Source organism: Sutcliffiella cohnii (assembly GCF_002250055.1).
Taxonomy (GTDB): domain Bacteria; phylum Bacillota; class Bacilli; order Bacillales; family Bacillaceae_I; genus Sutcliffiella; species Sutcliffiella cohnii.
In genome coordinates this window covers 4,735,795-4,750,597 of sequence record NZ_CP018866.1, presented here as the reverse complement: position 1 = coordinate 4,750,597, position 14,803 = coordinate 4,735,795, and the positions used below count along the sequence as shown (strand labels likewise).

Here is a 14,803-nt window from a genome sequence, read left to right as displayed (position 1 = left end):
TCTCACTATAGAAAAAAAGCCCTTTCCTTACCTTTCGTCACCTACACTTACGATGCGAAACTACTTCAGAATGGGTTGTGAAAAAAGATAATATTAAAAAAATAAAGGGCTAGAATCAGTCATTACAACTGTCCGCCCTTCTATTTATGACTAATTATAATTAGACTAGTTCGATAATAACCATTGGTGCACCGTCTCCACGACGAGGTCCAAGCTTCATGATACGAGTGTATCCGCCTTGGCGCTCTTCATAGCGAGGAGCAATGTCACCGAATAATTTTTGTACTGCGTCTTGACCAGTTTCTTCGTTAGCAACTTCTTTACGAATGAAAGCAGCTGCTTGACGTCGAGCATGTAAATCTCCACGCTTACCAAGAGTGATCATCTTTTCAACTACAGAACGTAATTCTTTAGCACGAGCTTCAGTCGTTTCAATACGCTCGCTGATGATTAAATCAGTTGCTAAGTCGCGTAATAACGCTTTACGTTGAGCACTTGTACGTCCTAACTTTCTGTAACCCATCTTGAGGTCCCTCCTTTGTTGAAAGTATGGATAAGTTCAAACACATAAAGATGCCTAGTTTTCGTTACAAAAAACTAGTCATCTTTACGTAGGCCTAAACCAAGTTCTTCTAATTTATGCTTCACTTCTTCTAGTGATTTGCGACCTAAGTTACGAACTTTCATCATATCTTCTTCAGTTTTATTAGCAAGCTCTTGTACAGTATTAATTCCTGCACGTTTTAAACAGTTGTAAGAACGAACAGATAGATCTAGTTCTTCAATAGTCATTTCTAGAACTTTCTCTTTCTGATCTTCTTCTTTTTCAACCATAATTTCTGCATTTTGAGCTTCGTCCGTTAATCCAACAAATATGTTGAGATGTTCCGTTAAGATTTTAGCTCCAAGCGCAACTGCTTCTTGTGGTCCAATGCTACCATCAGTCCATACATCTAACGTAAGTTTATCGTAATTACTTACTTGACCTACACGAGTATTTTCTACAAAGTATGAAACACGAGAAACAGGAGTAAAAATAGAGTCAATTGGAATTACACCAATTGGTTGATCTTCACGTTTGTTTCCATCCGCTGGTACGTATCCACGTCCTCTTTTAGCAGTAAAGCGAATACGTAAGTGTGCGTCTTTTGCTAACGTCGCAATATGAAGGTCGGGATTAAGAATCTCAACGTCGCTGTCATGAGTAATATCTGCGGCAGTAACCGTTCCTTCACCTTGTACGTCAATTTCTAACGTTTTTTCTTCATCTGAATAGATTTTTAACGCTAGTTTTTTAACGTGCAAGATTATAGTAGTAACATCCTCTACGACGCCTTCAATTGTTGAGAACTCATGGAGTACACCATCTATTTGAATAGATGTAACAGCGGCACCAGGGAGTGAGGATAGTAGGATACGACGTAAGGAGTTACCCAAAGTAGTACCATATCCACGCTCAAGTGGTTCGACAACGAATTTACCGAAATTGGCGTCGTCGCTGATTTCAACCGTTTCGATTTTTGGTTTTTCGATTTCTAACATTCATAACCCTCCTTCAAAACGTCGAAACCCCGGAAAGACATTTTTATGTCTAACCGAAATTCCCATATGGTATGTCCCGAATGTGCACAACAACATTTAATATTATCTGTATGTTCTTTTTTTCTTTAACATAAGCCATTATTGCCAAAAATAAAAATTTTATACAGACAAATTAAACACGGCGACGTTTTGGTGGACGGCAACCGTTATGAGGTACAGGAGTTACGTCTCTAATAGCAGTTACTTCAAGACCAGCTGCTTGTAAAGCACGGATAGCTGCTTCACGACCAGCTCCAGGGCCTTTAACTGTAACTTCTAAGCTCTTTAAACCATGCTCCATAGCTGTTTTCGCAGCAGTTTCTGCAGCCATTTGAGAAGCAAACGGAGTTGATTTACGAGAACCTCTAAATCCAAGAGCACCAGCACTTGACCAAGAAAGTGCATTTCCATGTACGTCTGTGATTGTTACAATCGTATTGTTGAATGTAGAACGGATATGCGCAACACCAGTTTCAATATTCTTTTTCACACGGCGTTTACGAGTATTAGTTTTACGTGCCATAACTGAAATCTACCTCCTTACTTTATTATTTCTTTTTGTTCGCTACTGTACGACGTGGACCTTTACGAGTACGAGCGTTGTTCTTAGTGTTTTGACCACGAACAGGTAATCCACGACGATGACGTAATCCACGGTAACATCCGATTTCGATTAGACGTTTAATGTTAAGTGAAACTTCACGACGAAGGTCACCTTCTACTTTTAAACGATCCACAACATCACGGATTTTTCCAAGTTCTTCTTCTGTTAAATCACGAACGCGTGTATCTTCAGAAACACCAGCTTCTGCAAGTACTTTCGCTGCAGTCGTACGACCAATACCGAAAATATATGTTAAAGATACTACAACGCGTTTGTCACGTGGAATATCAACACCAGCAATACGTGCCATAATTGCGCACCTCCCTCAATAATTATCCTTGTTTTTGTTTATGTTTAGGGTTTTCACAGATAACCATAACTTTACCTTTTCTGCGGATAACTTTACATTTTTCGCAGATCGGCTTAACAGATGGTCTCACTTTCATCTTATATACCTCCTTGATAGTACGGAGTGCTGTAATAATTTATTTGAAACGATACGTAATTCTACCGCGAGTTAAATCATAAGGAGAAAGCTCTACTGTAACTTTATCACCAGGAAGTATTCGTATGAAGTGCATACGGATTTTTCCAGATACGTGAGCTAACACAGTATGGCCATTTTCCAATTCTACTTTAAACATCGCATTTGGTAAAGTCTCAAGAACCGTACCTTCTACTTCAATTACATCGTCTTTCGCCATTAATTAAGTTCTCCCTTCTTCAAATCAGTAACATGCTCATTGACAAAATTTAAGAGCGCAAAACGCAATTTGCTATTTGTCACACGACCTGTTTCCATAATACTGTTCTGAACTTCTGGAGACACGTAATCAAAAAATTCAAGGTGATGAATATTTTTCTTCTTAGGTCGGTCGAATTTTCGCTTATCTCCATCTGCCAGGACGACAAAACGTTCATCAAGAATTTTAACAACGAGAGCAAACTGACCTGAATCTCTGCCCTGTACAATCCTTACTAACTGTCCGACTTGTGGTAAAAAGTTCTGATTACTCATCTTCTTTCACCGACTAAGCTTTAGTTAGAATTTCGTAACCTGTTTCTGTAATCGCAATTGTATGTTCAAAGTGAGCACACATTTTACCGTCAACAGTTACAACTGTCCAGTTGTCTTCTAACGTTTTTACATAGCGAGAACCTGCATTCACCATCGGTTCAATCGCAAGTACCATTCCAGGTTTTAACCTTGGTCCTTTATTAGGAGGACCATAGTGTGGAATTTGAGGATCCTCATGTAAGTTTTGACCAACTCCATGACCAACATACTCTCTTACTATAGAAAAGTTATTTGCTTCTACAAAAGTTTGTATCGCATGAGAGATGTTTGAAAGTCTTACATTTGGTTTCGCTTCTTCCAAACCTTTAAACAATGATTCTTCCGTAACCTCTAATAAACGTTGGGTATCTTCAGAAATAGTTCCTACTGGATAAGTCCAAGCAGAATCTCCATGATAGCCGTTTAATTTTGCACCAATGTCAACGCTAATGATGTCACCATCTTTTAGAACTCGGTTACCCGGTATTCCATGAACCAGTTCTTCGTTTACAGAAGCACAAATACTACCCGTAAATCCATTATACCCTTTGAACGAAGGTGTTGCATTATGACTCCTAATGAAGTCTTCTGCAATTTTATCAAGCTGCTTCGTCGTAACGCCGGGAACAATGTGTTTTTTTAGTTCTTGATGCGTTAACGCAACTATTTTACCTGCTTCCTTCATGATTTCAATCTCACGAGGAGTTTTACAGATAATCATTACGCGCGTCCTCCAAGCAACTCAGTTATATCAGAGAATACTATGTCGATTGCTTGCTGACCGTCAATATTTCGCAAATATCCTTTAGACTCATAAAAATCTAACAAAGGTTTTGCTTGTTTAATGTTTACCTCTAAACGGTTACCAACTGTTTCTGCATTATCATCAGCACGTTGATATAATTCACCGCCACACTTGTCACAAACACCTTCATTTGCAGGAGGGTTGAAAACTAAGTGGTAAGTGGATCCACATTCTTTACAAATACGTCTTCCTGTTAAACGTTCTAATAATATGCTTTGATCTACATCTATATTAATAACATAATCAAGTGTACGACCAAGCTGATTCATTAGTTCCTCTAGCGCTTCTGCTTGAGGTACTGTTCTAGGGAAACCGTCTAGTAAGAATCCGTTTTGACAATCTTCTTTTTCCAGTCTTTCACGAACGATACCGATCGTTACTTCATCTGGGACAAGTTGTCCTTGATCCATAAAAGATTTAGCCTTAAGGCCTAGTTCAGTTTCTTCCTTCATTGCAGCCCTAAACATATCTCCGGTAGAAATATGAGGGATATTATATTTTTCGACAATACGTTCTGCTTGAGTACCTTTACCGGCACCAGGAAGTCCCATAAGAACTAAATTCATTCTTTTGCCCCCTCAATATCTGATGAAGCAGTGGGATAATTGATATCCCATCACTTCATTATTTAATAAATCCTTTATAATGACGCTTAACTAACTGACTCTCCAATTGTTTCATCGTATCTAGGGCAACCCCAACAACGATAAGCAAGCCAGTTCCACCTATTTGTACAGCAGGTGGTAGTTTAGCTAAATCCATAAAGATTACAGGAAGGATAGAAATGACTGCTAGGAAAAGAGCCCCAACGAACGTTAATCGATAGATAATTGTTGTTAAATACTCTTGTGTATTTAAACCAGGACGAATTCCTGGGATATATCCACCTTGTTTTTTCAAGTTATCTGCCATTTGTTCAGGATTAGACTGTACAAATGTGTAGAAATACGTAAAGGCAATAATTAATGCTACATATATTACCATACCAATCGGTTGAGTATAATCAAATACCGTTTGAATCCATTCAGTCGTACTATTAGTACCAAAGAAAGATGCAATTGTTGGTGGAGTGATAATAAATGAAACTGCAAAGATTACAGGAATAACTCCCGCAGCATTAACTTTTAACGGTAAATGTGATGTTTGCCCTCCAACAGGATTACGACCAGAATTACCTTTCGCATATTGGATCGGAATCTTTCGTAATGCTTGTTGAATAAAGATAACACCGACAATAACTGCTAATATTGCTAAAACGATTAAAGCAACAATAACAAGGTTTAGGAATAATTGGTCTCCTGCGCCTTCTATTAATTGTGCATAAACTTGGTTAGCGCCATTAGGGATGGCTGCAACGATACCAGCGAAAATTAAAATGGAAATACCATTACCAACACCATGGGCTGTGATTTGTTCACCAAGCCACATTAAAAATGCTGTTCCTGCTGTTAATACAATTGCAATCGTTACATACGTCGTAAACGATGGATTCATAATTAGTTGGCCACCCATTAAATTATTAAATCCAATCGACATCCCGATACCTTGGATAAAGGCAAGGACGATTGTAAAGTATCTAGTGAATTGAGCTAGCTTTCTTCGGCCAACTTCACCTTGCTTAGACCATTCCGTAAATTTAGGTACAACATCCATTTGTAGTAATTGTACTATGATAGATGCAGTAATATACGGCATGACACCCATTGCAAAGATGGAGAAATTCTCTAACGCTCCTCCACCAAATGTATTCAAAATACCAAATACATTAAATTCATCACTGAATCTTAATACTTCACGTTCTACACCAGGTACTGGAATGAACGTCCCGATACGAAATATTACTAACATAATTAGGGTGAACAAAATTTTGTTTCTAATGTCACCCACACGCATAAAATTGGAGAATGTCTGGAACATTAAATCACCTCTACAGTTCCGCCAGCTGCTTCGATTGCTTCTTTGGCTGAAGAGGAAAACTTATGTGCACGAACAGTTAGCTTTTTATCGATTTTACCGTTACCTAATACTTTTAAACCTGCGTTTAACTTACTTACTACACCAGTTTCAATAAGTAATTCAGGTGTTACTTCAGTACCTTCTTCAAATCGATTTAACGCTTCAAGGTTTACGATTGCAAACTCTTTGCGGTTGATGTTCGTAAATCCACGCTTTGGTAGACGTTGGAATAGAGGTGTTTGACCACCTTCAAATCCAGGACGAACGCCACCACCCGAACGAGCGTTTTGACCTTTGTGTCCTTTACCAGAAGTTTTACCGTTACCAGAACCTGTACCGCGACCTACACGATTACGCTCTTTACGGGAACCTTCTGCTGGTTTTAACTCATGAAGTTTCATTGTGGCACCTCCTTATTATGAAAACTTATTTTTACTGCTCTTTTACAGTTACAAGATGAGCTACCTTGTTAATCATACCGCGGATAGCTGCATTATCCTCATGAACTACAGTTTGATGTAGTTTTTTAAGTCCAAGTGTTTCCACAGTAGTACGTTGATCTTGTGGACGACCAATAACACTGCGAGTGAGGGTGATTTCTAATTTGTTTGCCATTGTTTTTCCCTCCTTATCCTAACAGTTCTTCTACCGTTTTACCACGCAATTTAGCAACGTCCTCTGCACGTTTTAATTGCTTTAATCCGTTTACTGTAGCACGAATCATGTTAATTGGTGTGTTAGATCCTAAAGATTTAGATAAGATGTCTTGAACTCCAGCTAACTCAAGTACCGCACGAACCGGTCCACCAGCGATAACCCCAGTACCTTCTGAAGCAGGTTTTAATAGGATTTCACCAGAACCAAATTGTCCTAATACTTGATGTGGAATAGTAGTACCAACGATAGGTACAGCTACTAAGTTTTTCTTCGCATCTTCGATTGCTTTACGAATTGCATCAGGTACCTCTTGTGCTTTACCAGTACCGAAGCCAACATTACCGTTTTTGTCACCTACTACTACAAGAGCAGCAAAGCGGAAACGACGTCCACCTTTTACAACTTTCGCAACGCGGTTAACAGTAACAACGCGTTCTTCAAGTTCTAATTTATTTGCATCAATACGACTCATCAGTGTCCCTCCTTTGTCGATTAAAATTCTAGTCCAGCTTCACGTGCAGCATCTGCTAATGCTTTCACACGTCCATGATATAAATATCCTCCGCGGTCAAATACTACGGATTTAATTCCTTTTTCTACAGCGCGTTTTGCAACAAGTTCTCCAACTTTTTGAGCAGCTTCTACGTTTCCACCGTTCTCAAGAGAAAGCTCTTTATCTACAGAAGATGCACTAACGATCGTTACAGAGTTAGTATCATCAATTAATTGTGCATAAATGTGCTGATTTGAACGGAATACATTCAAACGCGGACGAGTAGCTGTTCCTGATAATTTTGAACGAACACGAGCATGTCTTTTCTTACGAGTAGAATTTTTATCAGGCTTAGTAATCATCGAGCAGTCACTCCTTTCTTCTCATTATGCTGTATTACTTCGCAGTTTTACCTTCTTTACGACGTACATATTCACCTTCGTAACGAATTCCTTTACCTTTGTAAGGCTCAGGTGGACGAACATCACGAATGTTTGCTGCTAAAGCACCAACGCGTTCTTTGTCGATTCCTTTAACAACGATTTTTGTATTAGCAGGAACTTCAACTTCAATTCCTTGTTCTGGAGTAATTTCTACAGGATGAGAATATCCTACGTTAAGAACTAGTTTGTTACCTTGTTTTTGAGCACGGTAACCTACCCCGATAAGTTCTAATCCTCTTTCAAAACCTTTAGATACACCTTCAACCATGTTCGCTAATAGAGCACGAGTTGTTCCGTGTAATGCACGGTGTTCTTTGTTGTCAGTTGGACGAGTAACAGTGATTACGTTCTCTTCAACATTGATAACCATATCTTCGCTGAAAGTACGAGTTAATTCACCTTTAGGTCCTTTTACTGTAACAGTGTTGTTGTTGTTAGTGATTGTAACACCACTTGGTAGTTCAATTAGTTTTTTACCTACACGTGACATAGAGTTACACCTCCGTTCATTTCAAAAATTATTACCAAACGTATGCTAATACTTCTCCACCAGTTTGCTTTTGACGAGCTTCTTTGTCAGAAATTACACCTTGAGAAGTAGAGATGATCGCAATACCTAATCCGTTAAGTACACGAGGTACTTCGTCAGCTTTTGCATATACACGTAAACCTGGTTTACTAATACGCTTTAAGCCTGTGATTACACGCTCATTGTTCGCACCATATTTTAAGAAAATGCGAATGATACCTTGTTTGTTATCCTCAATATATTCAACATCACGAATGAAACCTTCACGTTTTAAGATTTCAGCTACTTCTTTTTTGATTTTAGAAGCAGGAATTTCAAGCTTCTCATGACGTACTGTATTCGCATTGCGGATGCGAGTAAGCATATCTGCAATAGGATCTGTCATAACCATTAATTTTACCTCCTTCCCTAATTTCGGGTTTTACCAACTTGCTTTTTTCACGCCAGGAATTTGGCCTTTATAAGCTAATTCACGGAAACAAATACGGCAAAGCTTAAATTTACGAAGTACAGAGTGTGGACGTCCGCATCTCTCGCAACGTGTGTAAGCTTGCACTGCATGTTTAGGTGTACGCTTTTGTTTCGCAATCATTGATTTTTTAGCCACATTTTCGCCTCCCTTTTACCAGTCAATGGTATTATTTTTGGAATGGCATACCGAATGAAGATAATAGCTCACGAGCTTCTTCATCTGTGTTAGCAGTCGTAACGATAACGATATCCATACCACGCACTTTACTAATTTTATCGTAGTCAATTTCAGGGAAGATAAGCTGTTCTTTTACACCCAAAGTGTAGTTTCCACGACCGTCGAATGACTTTTTAGAAATACCACGGAAGTCACGCACACGTGGTAAAGAAACAGATACTAACTTATCTAAGAATTCGTACATACGCTCACCGCGTAATGTAACCTTTGCACCGATAGGCATTCCTTCACGAAGACGGAAACCAGCGATAGATTTTTTTGCTCTTGTTACAACAGGTTTTTGACCAGTGATTAAGCCTAGCTCTTCAACCGCGTTATCTAACGCTTTTGCGTTAGCAACCGCATCACCGACTCCCATGTTGATAACGATCTTTTCAAGTTTTGGAGCTTGCATTACAGATTTATAGTTAAACTTGCTCACTAGAGCAGGAACGATTTCTTGTTGATATTTTTCTTTTAGGCGGTTCATCTAAAGTACCTCCTTTCTTTACTGTCTATTTATCTAATTGTTCACCAGATTCTTTTGCAACACGTACTTTTTTACCGTCTACTACCTTATAACCAACACGAGTTGGTACACCTGTTTTAGGGTCTAAAGGCATAACGTTTGATACATGAATAGGTGCCTCATGGCTAATGATTCCACCTTGTGGGTTTGCTTGGGAAGGTTTAGCGTGTTTTTTCACGATGTTTACACCTTCAACAAGTACTCTGTCTTTTTTAGGGAAAGCCTGTAGGATTACACCTTGCTTACCTTTATCTTTTCCAGAGATAACTTGAACTTTATCACCTTTTTTTACATGCATCTTTTTGCACCTCCTTAGGAAACAAAACTTTATCTTATTAAATAACTTCTGGAGCTAAAGAAACGATCTTCATGTAGTTGCTATCACGTAATTCACGAGCAACAGGTCCGAAGATACGAGTTCCGCGTGGACTCTTGTCATCCTTGATAATTACACATGCATTCTCATCAAAACGAATATAAGAACCATCAGTACGTCGAACTCCACGTTTTGTACGTACAACTACAGCTTTTACAATGTCACCTTTTTTAACAACGCCTCCTGGTGTTGCTTGTTTCACTGTACAAACGATAACATCACCAATATTTGCATAGCGACGTCCAGTTCCACCTAGAACTTTAATTGCAAGTACTTCACGAGCGCCAGAGTTGTCAGCAACTTTCAAACGACTTTCTTGTTGAATCATACATGGTACCTCCCTTCGGAATGTTTATATCCGAACTTTATATAATTATATAATTACTGCTTTTTCTACAACCTCTACTAAACGGAAACGTTTTGTCGCCGATAACGGACGAGTCTCCATGATTTTAACGATATCGCCAGTTTTAGCTAGACCGTTTTCATCATGCGCTTTGTACTTTTTAGAGTACTTTACACGTTTACCATATAGTGGGTGAGTTTTGTAAGTCTCTACTAACACTGTAATTGTTTTGTCCATTTTATCAGAAACAACACGTCCAGTGTAAACCTTACGTTGGTTACGTTCACTCATTCCCGCGAACCTCCTCTTCATTATTTATTAGAAGCGATCTCTCTCTCGCGAATAACAGTTTTCATACGAGCGATTGACTTACGTACTTCGCGAATACGAGTAGTGTTTTCTAATTGACCAGTCGCTAATTGAAAGCGTAGGTTGAATAATTCTTCTTTTAATGATTTAACTTTTTGTTCGATCTCAGCAGTGGTTAAATCACGGATTTCATTAGCCTTCATTAGATTCACCACCAATTTCTTCACGTTTTACGAATTTACATTTAACAGGTAGTTTATGTGCTGCAAGACGAAGTGCTTCGCGTGCAACTTCTTCAGATACACCAGAAATTTCGAACATAACCTTTCCTGGTTTTACAACAGCTACCCAACCTTCAGGAGCACCTTTACCGGAACCCATACGTACTTCAAGAGGTTTTGCAGTATATGGTTTTGAAGGGAAAATTTTAATCCAAACTTTACCGCCACGTTTCATGTAACGAGTCATCGCACGACGTGCAGCCTCGATTTGACGGTTTGTAATCCAAGAAGCTTCAGTTGATTGTAAACCGAACTCACCGAAGTGAACTTCTGTACCGCCTTTAGCTTTACCGCGCATTTTTCCACGGTGTTCGCGACGATATTTAACGCGTTTAGGCATTAACATAATTATTTTCCTCCTTCCTCAGTGTTCTTCTTTGTAGGAAGGACCTCTCCACGATAAATCCATACTTTCACACCTAATTTACCATAAGTTGTATCAGCTTCAGCTGTACCATAGTCGATATCAGCACGAAGTGTATGAAGTGGAACAGTACCTTCACTGTATTGTTCAGAACGAGCAATGTCTGCTCCTCCTAGACGACCAGAAACCATTGTTCTAATCCCTTTTGCTCCTGCACGCATAGCACGTTGGATTGATTGCTTTTGCGCACGACGGAATGAAACGCGGTTTTCTAACTGACGAGCAATGTTATCAGCAACTAACTTTGCATCTAAATCAGCTCTCTTAACCTCCATAATGTTGATGTGTACACGTTTACCAGTTAACTGGTTTAAAGCTTTACGTAAAGCTTCAACTTCTGTACCACCCTTACCAATTACCATACCAGGTTTAGCAGTATGAACTGTGATGTTTAAACGGTTAGCCGCACGTTCGATTTCTACTTTAGAAACAGAAGCGTCGCTTAAGCGTTTTGTGATATATTCGCGTACTTTGATATCTTCATGTAAAAGATTAGCATAATCTTTTCCAGCGTACCATTTAGATTCCCAATCGCGAATGATCCCGACACGAAGACCGACTGGATTTACCTTTTGACCCACAGCTTATCCCTCCTTCTTTTCTGATACCACGATAGTGATGTGGCTAGTGCGTTTATTAATTTGGCTTGCGCGACCCATAGCGCGTGGACGGAATCTCTTTAATGTTGGACCTTCGTCAACGAATGCTTGAGAAACAACTAGGTTGTTAGCGTCCATTTCATAGTTATGTTCTGCGTTTGCGATAGCAGATTTTAGAACCTTTTCGATAATTGGAGAAGCTGCTTTCGGTGTTAAAGTTAAGATAGAAATAGCTTCACCAACTTGCTTACCTCGAATTAAATCCATTACTAGGCGTGCTTTACGAGGAGCAATACGAACTGTTCTTGCAACAGCTTTTGCTTGCATGTAAATGCCTCCCCTCTAATTAACGTTTAGTTTTCTTATCATCATTTGCATGACCTTTGTAAGTACGACTTGGAGCGAATTCACCAAGTTTGTGACCTACCATATCTTCAGTTACATATACCGGTACATGTTTACGGCCATCATATACCGCAATCGTATGACCAATAAATTGCGGGAAAATAGTAGAACGACGAGACCAAGTTTTTACAACCTGCTTGGATTCAGTTTCATTTAACTTTTCTACTTTTTTCATTAAATGATCATCTACAAAAGGCCCTTTTTTTAAGCTGCGACCCATTTGGAAACCTCCCTTCGTGATTGCTCTACGGTTCCTATGAACCGTAGTACAACCCCGTTATTTTTTACGACGACGAACGATAAATTTATCAGACTTGTTTTTCTTCTTACGAGTTTTGTAACCAAGAGTTGGTTTACCCCAAGGTGTCATAGGTGACTTACGTCCGATTGGAGAACGTCCCTCACCACCACCGTGTGGATGGTCGTTAGGGTTCATTACAGAACCACGTACAGTTGGACGAATACCTAACCAACGAGAACGTCCAGCTTTACCAATGTTGATAAGTTCATGTTGCTCGTTACCTACTTGACCTACAGTAGCACGACAAGTAGCTAAGATCATACGAACCTCACCAGAATTTAAACGTACTAATACGTATTTTCCTTCTTTACCAAGTACTTGTGCAGATGTACCTGCAGAGCGAACTAATTGTCCACCTTTACCTGGTTTTAATTCGATATTATGAATCACCGTACCAACTGGAATGTTGATTAATGGTAATGCATTACCTACTTTAATATCTGCCTCTGGACCAGCCATTACTTCTAAACCTACTTTTAAATTTTTCGGAGCTAGAATGTAACGTTTTTCTCCATCAGCATAATGAATTAACGCGATGTTTGCAGAACGGTTTGGATCATACTCGATTGTAGCAACGCGTCCTGGTATACCATCTTTATCGCGTTTGAAATCGATGACGCGGTATTGACGTTTATGTCCACCACCTTGGTGACGAACTGTCATTTTACCTTGATTATTACGACCACCTTTTCTCTTAATTGGTTGAAGTAGAGACTTTTCTGGTTTGTCAGTTGTAATCTCAGCAAAATCAGAAACTGTCATTCCACGACGACCGTTAGAGGTTGGTTTGTATTTTTTAATCGCCATCATGTTTCCCTCCTTTTTCGTAAATTTATGAATTATACCTCGAAGAACTCGATTGGTTCACTATCTTTAGTAAGTGTTACAACTGCTTTTCTACGACGGTTAGTTAATCCGCTGTAACGACCTACACGACGGAATTTCCCTTTGTAGTTCATGATGTTAACTTTTTCAACTTTTACGCCAAAGACAGCTTCAACAGCGTCTTTTACTTCAGTTTTATTAGCTTTAACATCTACTTCAAAAGTGTATTTCATCTCTGTCATTAAGTCAGTAGAACGCTCAGTGATAACGGGGCGCTTAAGAACATCACGATGATCTCTCATTATGAAAGCACCTCCTCTAATTTTTGAACAGCGTCTTTCGTAAAGATTACTTTGTCATGGTTCACAACATCAAGCACGTTTACACCATTCGCAGCAATCACTGTAACTCCTGGAATATTACGCGCAGATAGAACAACGTTTTCGTTGTCATCACCAGTAACGATTAATGCTTTACGAGTGATATCAAGGTTTGATAAGACACCCTTCATATCTTTTGTTTTTGGTGCATCAAATGCTAAACCTTCTAATACTAATACTTCGTTTTCTTTAACTTTAGATGATAAAGCTGATTTGATAGCTAAACGACGTACTTTTTTAGGTAATTTATAGCTGTAGCTTCTTGGAGTTGGACCGAATACGATACCACCACCACGCCATTGTGGAGATCTAATAGATCCTTGACGTGCACGACCAGTACCTTTTTGGCGCCAAGGCTTACGTCCACCGCCTGCTACTTCTGAACGACCTTTTACTTTATGAGTTCCTTGACGTAATGAAGCACGTTGCATCATGATAGCATCAAAGATAACACTGTTATTTGGTTCGATACCGAATACAGCATCATTTAACTCGATTTCACCAACTTGAGAGCCAGTTTGGTTAAATAATGATACTTTAGGCATTTACAGTTCCTCCTTTCCTACACAATTACTTCGCTTTAACAGCAGTTTTAACTGTAACTAATGCTTTTTTAGGACCTGGTACATTACCTTTTACTAAAAGTAAGTTACGCTCAGCGTCCACACTAACGATTTCTAAATTTTGAATAGTAATACGATCTCCACCCATACGTCCTGGTAATAGTTTACCTTTGAAAACGCGGTTAGGAGCTACAGGACCCATTGATCCTGGACGACGATGGTAACGAGAACCGTGGGACATAGGTCCACGAGATTGTCCGTGACGCTTAATAGCACCTTGGAAACCTTTACCTTTAGAAATTCCTGTTACATCTACCACATCGCCTTTTGCGAATACATCTACTTTGACTTCTTGACCAACTTCGTATTCTTCTAAGGTAACTCCATTAATTTCACGAATGAAGCGCTTAGGTGCAGTGTTTGCTTTTGTAGCATGACCTTTTTCAGGTTTGTTCGCTAATTTTTCACGCTTATCATCAAAACCTAATTGGATAGCTTCGTATCCATCAGTCTCAACTGTTTTCTTTTGAAGCACTACGTTTGGAGCAGCTTCGATTACAGTTACAGGGATAAGATCGCCGTTTTCAGCAAAAACTTGAGTCATACCGATTTTTCTTCCTAAGATTCCTTTGGTCATGAGTCACACCTCCAT

30 protein-coding genes are annotated in these 14,803 nt (G+C 39.2%); all 30 read right to left on the bottom strand.

Annotated elements, in window-relative coordinates; all coding sequences use genetic code 11:
• Nucleotides 1–160: 160 nt before the first annotated feature.
• Nucleotides 161–523 carry a 50S ribosomal protein L17 gene (gene rplQ / locus BC6307_RS23830; protein WP_066414109.1) on the bottom strand — a complete coding sequence of 121 codons (363 nt, stop codon included), beginning with the start codon at nucleotides 521–523 and terminating at the stop codon, nucleotides 161–163.
• 74 nt (nucleotides 524–597) lie between these two features.
• Complete coding sequence (locus BC6307_RS23825) at nucleotides 598–1,542, bottom strand: DNA-directed RNA polymerase subunit alpha (protein WP_066414107.1); 945 nt, start codon at nucleotides 1,540–1,542, stop codon at nucleotides 598–600.
• 172 nt (nucleotides 1,543–1,714) lie between these two features.
• The gene (rpsK, locus tag BC6307_RS23820; RefSeq protein ID WP_066414105.1) at nucleotides 1,715–2,104 is read right to left on the bottom strand and encodes a 30S ribosomal protein S11; all 390 of its coding nucleotides are present in this window, start codon (nucleotides 2,102–2,104) and stop codon (nucleotides 1,715–1,717) included.
• 25 nt (nucleotides 2,105–2,129) lie between these two features.
• Entirely contained in the window at nucleotides 2,130–2,495 is a 366-nt protein-coding gene (gene rpsM / locus BC6307_RS23815) for a 30S ribosomal protein S13 (protein ID WP_066414103.1), read from the bottom strand.
• Nucleotides 2,496–2,517: 22 nt separating this feature from the next.
• Entirely contained in the window at nucleotides 2,518–2,631 is a 114-nt protein-coding gene (rpmJ, locus tag BC6307_RS23810) for a 50S ribosomal protein L36 (RefSeq protein WP_003156543.1), read from the bottom strand.
• Between the two features lie 39 nt (nucleotides 2,632–2,670).
• On the bottom strand, nucleotides 2,671–2,889 hold the full coding sequence (gene infA, locus BC6307_RS23805; protein WP_025909748.1) for a translation initiation factor IF-1: 219 nt from the start codon (nucleotides 2,887–2,889) through the stop codon (nucleotides 2,671–2,673).
• Entirely contained in the window at nucleotides 2,889–3,203 is a 315-nt protein-coding gene (locus BC6307_RS23800; RefSeq protein ID WP_066414100.1) for a KOW domain-containing RNA-binding protein, read from the bottom strand. The genes infA and BC6307_RS23800 overlap by 1 nt, the downstream gene beginning before the upstream one ends.
• Before the next feature lie 13 nt (nucleotides 3,204–3,216).
• Nucleotides 3,217–3,963 carry a type I methionyl aminopeptidase gene (gene map, locus BC6307_RS23795; protein ID WP_066414097.1) on the bottom strand — a complete coding sequence of 249 codons (747 nt, stop codon included), beginning with the start codon at nucleotides 3,961–3,963 and terminating at the stop codon, nucleotides 3,217–3,219.
• Complete coding sequence (locus BC6307_RS23790; protein ID WP_066414094.1) at nucleotides 3,963–4,613, bottom strand: adenylate kinase; 651 nt, start codon at nucleotides 4,611–4,613, stop codon at nucleotides 3,963–3,965. The genes map and BC6307_RS23790 overlap by 1 nt, the downstream gene beginning before the upstream one ends.
• Nucleotides 4,614–4,671: 58 nt before the next feature.
• Entirely contained in the window at nucleotides 4,672–5,964 is a 1,293-nt protein-coding gene (gene secY / locus BC6307_RS23785) for a preprotein translocase subunit SecY (protein ID WP_066414090.1), read from the bottom strand.
• On the bottom strand, nucleotides 5,964–6,404 hold the full coding sequence (gene rplO / locus BC6307_RS23780; RefSeq protein ID WP_066414087.1) for a 50S ribosomal protein L15: 441 nt from the start codon (nucleotides 6,402–6,404) through the stop codon (nucleotides 5,964–5,966). Before rplO ends, secY begins: the two co-directional genes overlap by 1 nt.
• Nucleotides 6,405–6,435: 31 nt before the next feature.
• Nucleotides 6,436–6,618: a 50S ribosomal protein L30 gene (rpmD, locus tag BC6307_RS23775; protein ID WP_066414084.1), complete on the bottom strand. Its 183-nt coding sequence runs from the start codon at nucleotides 6,616–6,618 to the stop codon at nucleotides 6,436–6,438.
• A 13-nt stretch (nucleotides 6,619–6,631) separates the two neighbouring features.
• Complete coding sequence (gene rpsE, locus BC6307_RS23770) at nucleotides 6,632–7,132, bottom strand: 30S ribosomal protein S5 (protein ID WP_066414081.1); 501 nt, start codon at nucleotides 7,130–7,132, stop codon at nucleotides 6,632–6,634.
• 20 nt (nucleotides 7,133–7,152) lie between these two features.
• The gene (rplR, locus tag BC6307_RS23765; protein WP_066414078.1) at nucleotides 7,153–7,515 is read right to left on the bottom strand and encodes a 50S ribosomal protein L18; all 363 of its coding nucleotides are present in this window, start codon (nucleotides 7,513–7,515) and stop codon (nucleotides 7,153–7,155) included.
• A gap of 34 nt (nucleotides 7,516–7,549) precedes the next feature.
• The gene (gene rplF / locus BC6307_RS23760; protein WP_066414070.1) at nucleotides 7,550–8,086 is read right to left on the bottom strand and encodes a 50S ribosomal protein L6; all 537 of its coding nucleotides are present in this window, start codon (nucleotides 8,084–8,086) and stop codon (nucleotides 7,550–7,552) included.
• Between the two features lie 31 nt (nucleotides 8,087–8,117).
• Nucleotides 8,118–8,516, bottom strand: a complete 399-nt coding sequence (gene rpsH, locus BC6307_RS23755; protein WP_066414068.1) for a 30S ribosomal protein S8 — start codon at nucleotides 8,514–8,516, stop codon at nucleotides 8,118–8,120.
• Nucleotides 8,517–8,546: 30 nt separating this feature from the next.
• Nucleotides 8,547–8,732, bottom strand: coding sequence for a type Z 30S ribosomal protein S14 (locus tag BC6307_RS23750; RefSeq protein ID WP_066414066.1), 186 nt, complete (start codon nucleotides 8,730–8,732; stop codon nucleotides 8,547–8,549).
• A gap of 31 nt (nucleotides 8,733–8,763) precedes the next feature.
• Nucleotides 8,764–9,303: a 50S ribosomal protein L5 gene (gene rplE, locus BC6307_RS23745; protein WP_066414063.1), complete on the bottom strand. Its 540-nt coding sequence runs from the start codon at nucleotides 9,301–9,303 to the stop codon at nucleotides 8,764–8,766.
• Nucleotides 9,304–9,328: 25 nt separating this feature from the next.
• Nucleotides 9,329–9,640: a 50S ribosomal protein L24 gene (gene rplX, locus BC6307_RS23740; RefSeq protein ID WP_066414059.1), complete on the bottom strand. Its 312-nt coding sequence runs from the start codon at nucleotides 9,638–9,640 to the stop codon at nucleotides 9,329–9,331.
• Nucleotides 9,641–9,677: 37 nt separating this feature from the next.
• Nucleotides 9,678–10,046, bottom strand: coding sequence for a 50S ribosomal protein L14 (rplN, locus tag BC6307_RS23735; protein ID WP_066414058.1), 369 nt, complete (start codon nucleotides 10,044–10,046; stop codon nucleotides 9,678–9,680).
• A 45-nt stretch (nucleotides 10,047–10,091) separates the two neighbouring features.
• Nucleotides 10,092–10,355 (bottom strand): 30S ribosomal protein S17, encoded by a 264-nt coding sequence (gene rpsQ, locus BC6307_RS23730; protein WP_066414056.1) that lies wholly within the window; start codon nucleotides 10,353–10,355, stop codon nucleotides 10,092–10,094.
• Nucleotides 10,356–10,375: 20 nt separating this feature from the next.
• Nucleotides 10,376–10,576 carry a 50S ribosomal protein L29 gene (gene rpmC, locus BC6307_RS23725; protein ID WP_066414054.1) on the bottom strand — a complete coding sequence of 67 codons (201 nt, stop codon included), beginning with the start codon at nucleotides 10,574–10,576 and terminating at the stop codon, nucleotides 10,376–10,378.
• On the bottom strand, nucleotides 10,566–11,000 hold the full coding sequence (gene rplP, locus BC6307_RS23720) for a 50S ribosomal protein L16 (RefSeq protein WP_066414051.1): 435 nt from the start codon (nucleotides 10,998–11,000) through the stop codon (nucleotides 10,566–10,568). Before rplP ends, rpmC begins: the two co-directional genes overlap by 11 nt.
• A gap of 2 nt (nucleotides 11,001–11,002) precedes the next feature.
• Nucleotides 11,003–11,659 (bottom strand): 30S ribosomal protein S3, encoded by a 657-nt coding sequence (rpsC, locus tag BC6307_RS23715; RefSeq protein WP_066414047.1) that lies wholly within the window; start codon nucleotides 11,657–11,659, stop codon nucleotides 11,003–11,005.
• A 3-nt stretch (nucleotides 11,660–11,662) separates the two neighbouring features.
• Nucleotides 11,663–12,004: a 50S ribosomal protein L22 gene (gene rplV / locus BC6307_RS23710; protein ID WP_066414042.1), complete on the bottom strand. Its 342-nt coding sequence runs from the start codon at nucleotides 12,002–12,004 to the stop codon at nucleotides 11,663–11,665.
• Between the two features lie 19 nt (nucleotides 12,005–12,023).
• Entirely contained in the window at nucleotides 12,024–12,302 is a 279-nt protein-coding gene (rpsS, locus tag BC6307_RS23705; RefSeq protein ID WP_066414040.1) for a 30S ribosomal protein S19, read from the bottom strand.
• 57 nt (nucleotides 12,303–12,359) lie between these two features.
• A complete protein-coding gene (gene rplB, locus BC6307_RS23700; protein WP_066414038.1) occupies nucleotides 12,360–13,190 on the bottom strand; it encodes a 50S ribosomal protein L2 in 831 nt (276 codons plus the stop codon).
• Nucleotides 13,191–13,222: 32 nt separating this feature from the next.
• Nucleotides 13,223–13,510: a 50S ribosomal protein L23 gene (rplW, locus tag BC6307_RS23695; protein WP_066414036.1), complete on the bottom strand. Its 288-nt coding sequence runs from the start codon at nucleotides 13,508–13,510 to the stop codon at nucleotides 13,223–13,225.
• A complete protein-coding gene (rplD, locus tag BC6307_RS23690; protein WP_066414033.1) occupies nucleotides 13,510–14,133 on the bottom strand; it encodes a 50S ribosomal protein L4 in 624 nt (207 codons plus the stop codon). The genes rplW and rplD overlap by 1 nt, the downstream gene beginning before the upstream one ends.
• Before the next feature lie 25 nt (nucleotides 14,134–14,158).
• On the bottom strand, nucleotides 14,159–14,788 hold the full coding sequence (gene rplC, locus BC6307_RS23685) for a 50S ribosomal protein L3 (RefSeq protein WP_066414025.1): 630 nt from the start codon (nucleotides 14,786–14,788) through the stop codon (nucleotides 14,159–14,161).
• Nucleotides 14,789–14,803: the final 15 nt, after the last annotated feature.

Coding starts and splice junctions, on each gene's coding strand:
- rplX (WP_066414059.1), bottom strand. CDS start 9,640: ATGCATGTAAAAAAAGGTGATAAAGTTCAAGTTATCTCTGGAAAAGAT.
- BC6307_RS23825 (WP_066414107.1), bottom strand. CDS start 1,542: ATGTTAGAAATCGAAAAACCAAAAATCGAAACGGTTGAAATCAGCGAC.
- rplW (WP_066414036.1), bottom strand. CDS start 13,510: ATGAGAGATCATCGTGATGTTCTTAAGCGCCCCGTTATCACTGAGCGT.
- infA (WP_025909748.1), bottom strand. CDS start 2,889: ATGGCGAAAGACGATGTAATTGAAGTAGAAGGTACGGTTCTTGAGACT.
- rplQ (WP_066414109.1), bottom strand. CDS start 523: ATGGGTTACAGAAAGTTAGGACGTACAAGTGCTCAACGTAAAGCGTTA.
- rpsH (WP_066414068.1), bottom strand. CDS start 8,516: ATGGTTATGACAGATCCTATTGCAGATATGCTTACTCGCATCCGCAAT.
- BC6307_RS23800 (WP_066414100.1), bottom strand. CDS start 3,203: ATGAGTAATCAGAACTTTTTACCACAAGTCGGACAGTTAGTAAGGATT.
- rpsE (WP_066414081.1), bottom strand. CDS start 7,132: ATGAGTCGTATTGATGCAAATAAATTAGAACTTGAAGAACGCGTTGTT.
- rpmC (WP_066414054.1), bottom strand. CDS start 10,576: ATGAAGGCTAATGAAATCCGTGATTTAACCACTGCTGAGATCGAACAA.
- rplR (WP_066414078.1), bottom strand. CDS start 7,515: ATGATTACTAAGCCTGATAAAAATTCTACTCGTAAGAAAAGACATGCT.
- secY (WP_066414090.1), bottom strand. CDS start 5,964: ATGTTCCAGACATTCTCCAATTTTATGCGTGTGGGTGACATTAGAAAC.
- rplB (WP_066414038.1), bottom strand. CDS start 13,190: ATGGCGATTAAAAAATACAAACCAACCTCTAACGGTCGTCGTGGAATG.
- BC6307_RS23790 (WP_066414094.1), bottom strand. CDS start 4,613: ATGAATTTAGTTCTTATGGGACTTCCTGGTGCCGGTAAAGGTACTCAA.
- rpsS (WP_066414040.1), bottom strand. CDS start 12,302: ATGGGTCGCAGCTTAAAAAAAGGGCCTTTTGTAGATGATCATTTAATG.
- map (WP_066414097.1), bottom strand. CDS start 3,963: ATGATTATCTGTAAAACTCCTCGTGAGATTGAAATCATGAAGGAAGCA.
- rplC (WP_066414025.1), bottom strand. CDS start 14,788: ATGACCAAAGGAATCTTAGGAAGAAAAATCGGTATGACTCAAGTTTTT.
- rplE (WP_066414063.1), bottom strand. CDS start 9,303: ATGAACCGCCTAAAAGAAAAATATCAACAAGAAATCGTTCCTGCTCTA.
- rplO (WP_066414087.1), bottom strand. CDS start 6,404: ATGAAACTTCATGAGTTAAAACCAGCAGAAGGTTCCCGTAAAGAGCGT.
- rplN (WP_066414058.1), bottom strand. CDS start 10,046: ATGATTCAACAAGAAAGTCGTTTGAAAGTTGCTGACAACTCTGGCGCT.
- rpsQ (WP_066414056.1), bottom strand. CDS start 10,355: ATGAGTGAACGTAACCAACGTAAGGTTTACACTGGACGTGTTGTTTCT.
- rpsK (WP_066414105.1), bottom strand. CDS start 2,104: ATGGCACGTAAAACTAATACTCGTAAACGCCGTGTGAAAAAGAATATT.
- rplP (WP_066414051.1), bottom strand. CDS start 11,000: ATGTTAATGCCTAAACGCGTTAAATATCGTCGCGAACACCGTGGAAAA.
- rplF (WP_066414070.1), bottom strand. CDS start 8,086: ATGTCACGTGTAGGTAAAAAACTAATTGAACTACCAAGTGGTGTTACA.
- rpmD (WP_066414084.1), bottom strand. CDS start 6,618: ATGGCAAACAAATTAGAAATCACCCTCACTCGCAGTGTTATTGGTCGT.
- rplV (WP_066414042.1), bottom strand. CDS start 12,004: ATGCAAGCAAAAGCTGTTGCAAGAACAGTTCGTATTGCTCCTCGTAAA.
- rpmJ (WP_003156543.1), bottom strand. CDS start 2,631: ATGAAAGTGAGACCATCTGTTAAGCCGATCTGCGAAAAATGTAAAGTT.
- rplD (WP_066414033.1), bottom strand. CDS start 14,133: ATGCCTAAAGTATCATTATTTAACCAAACTGGCTCTCAAGTTGGTGAA.
- rpsM (WP_066414103.1), bottom strand. CDS start 2,495: ATGGCACGTATTGCTGGTGTTGATATTCCACGTGACAAACGCGTTGTA.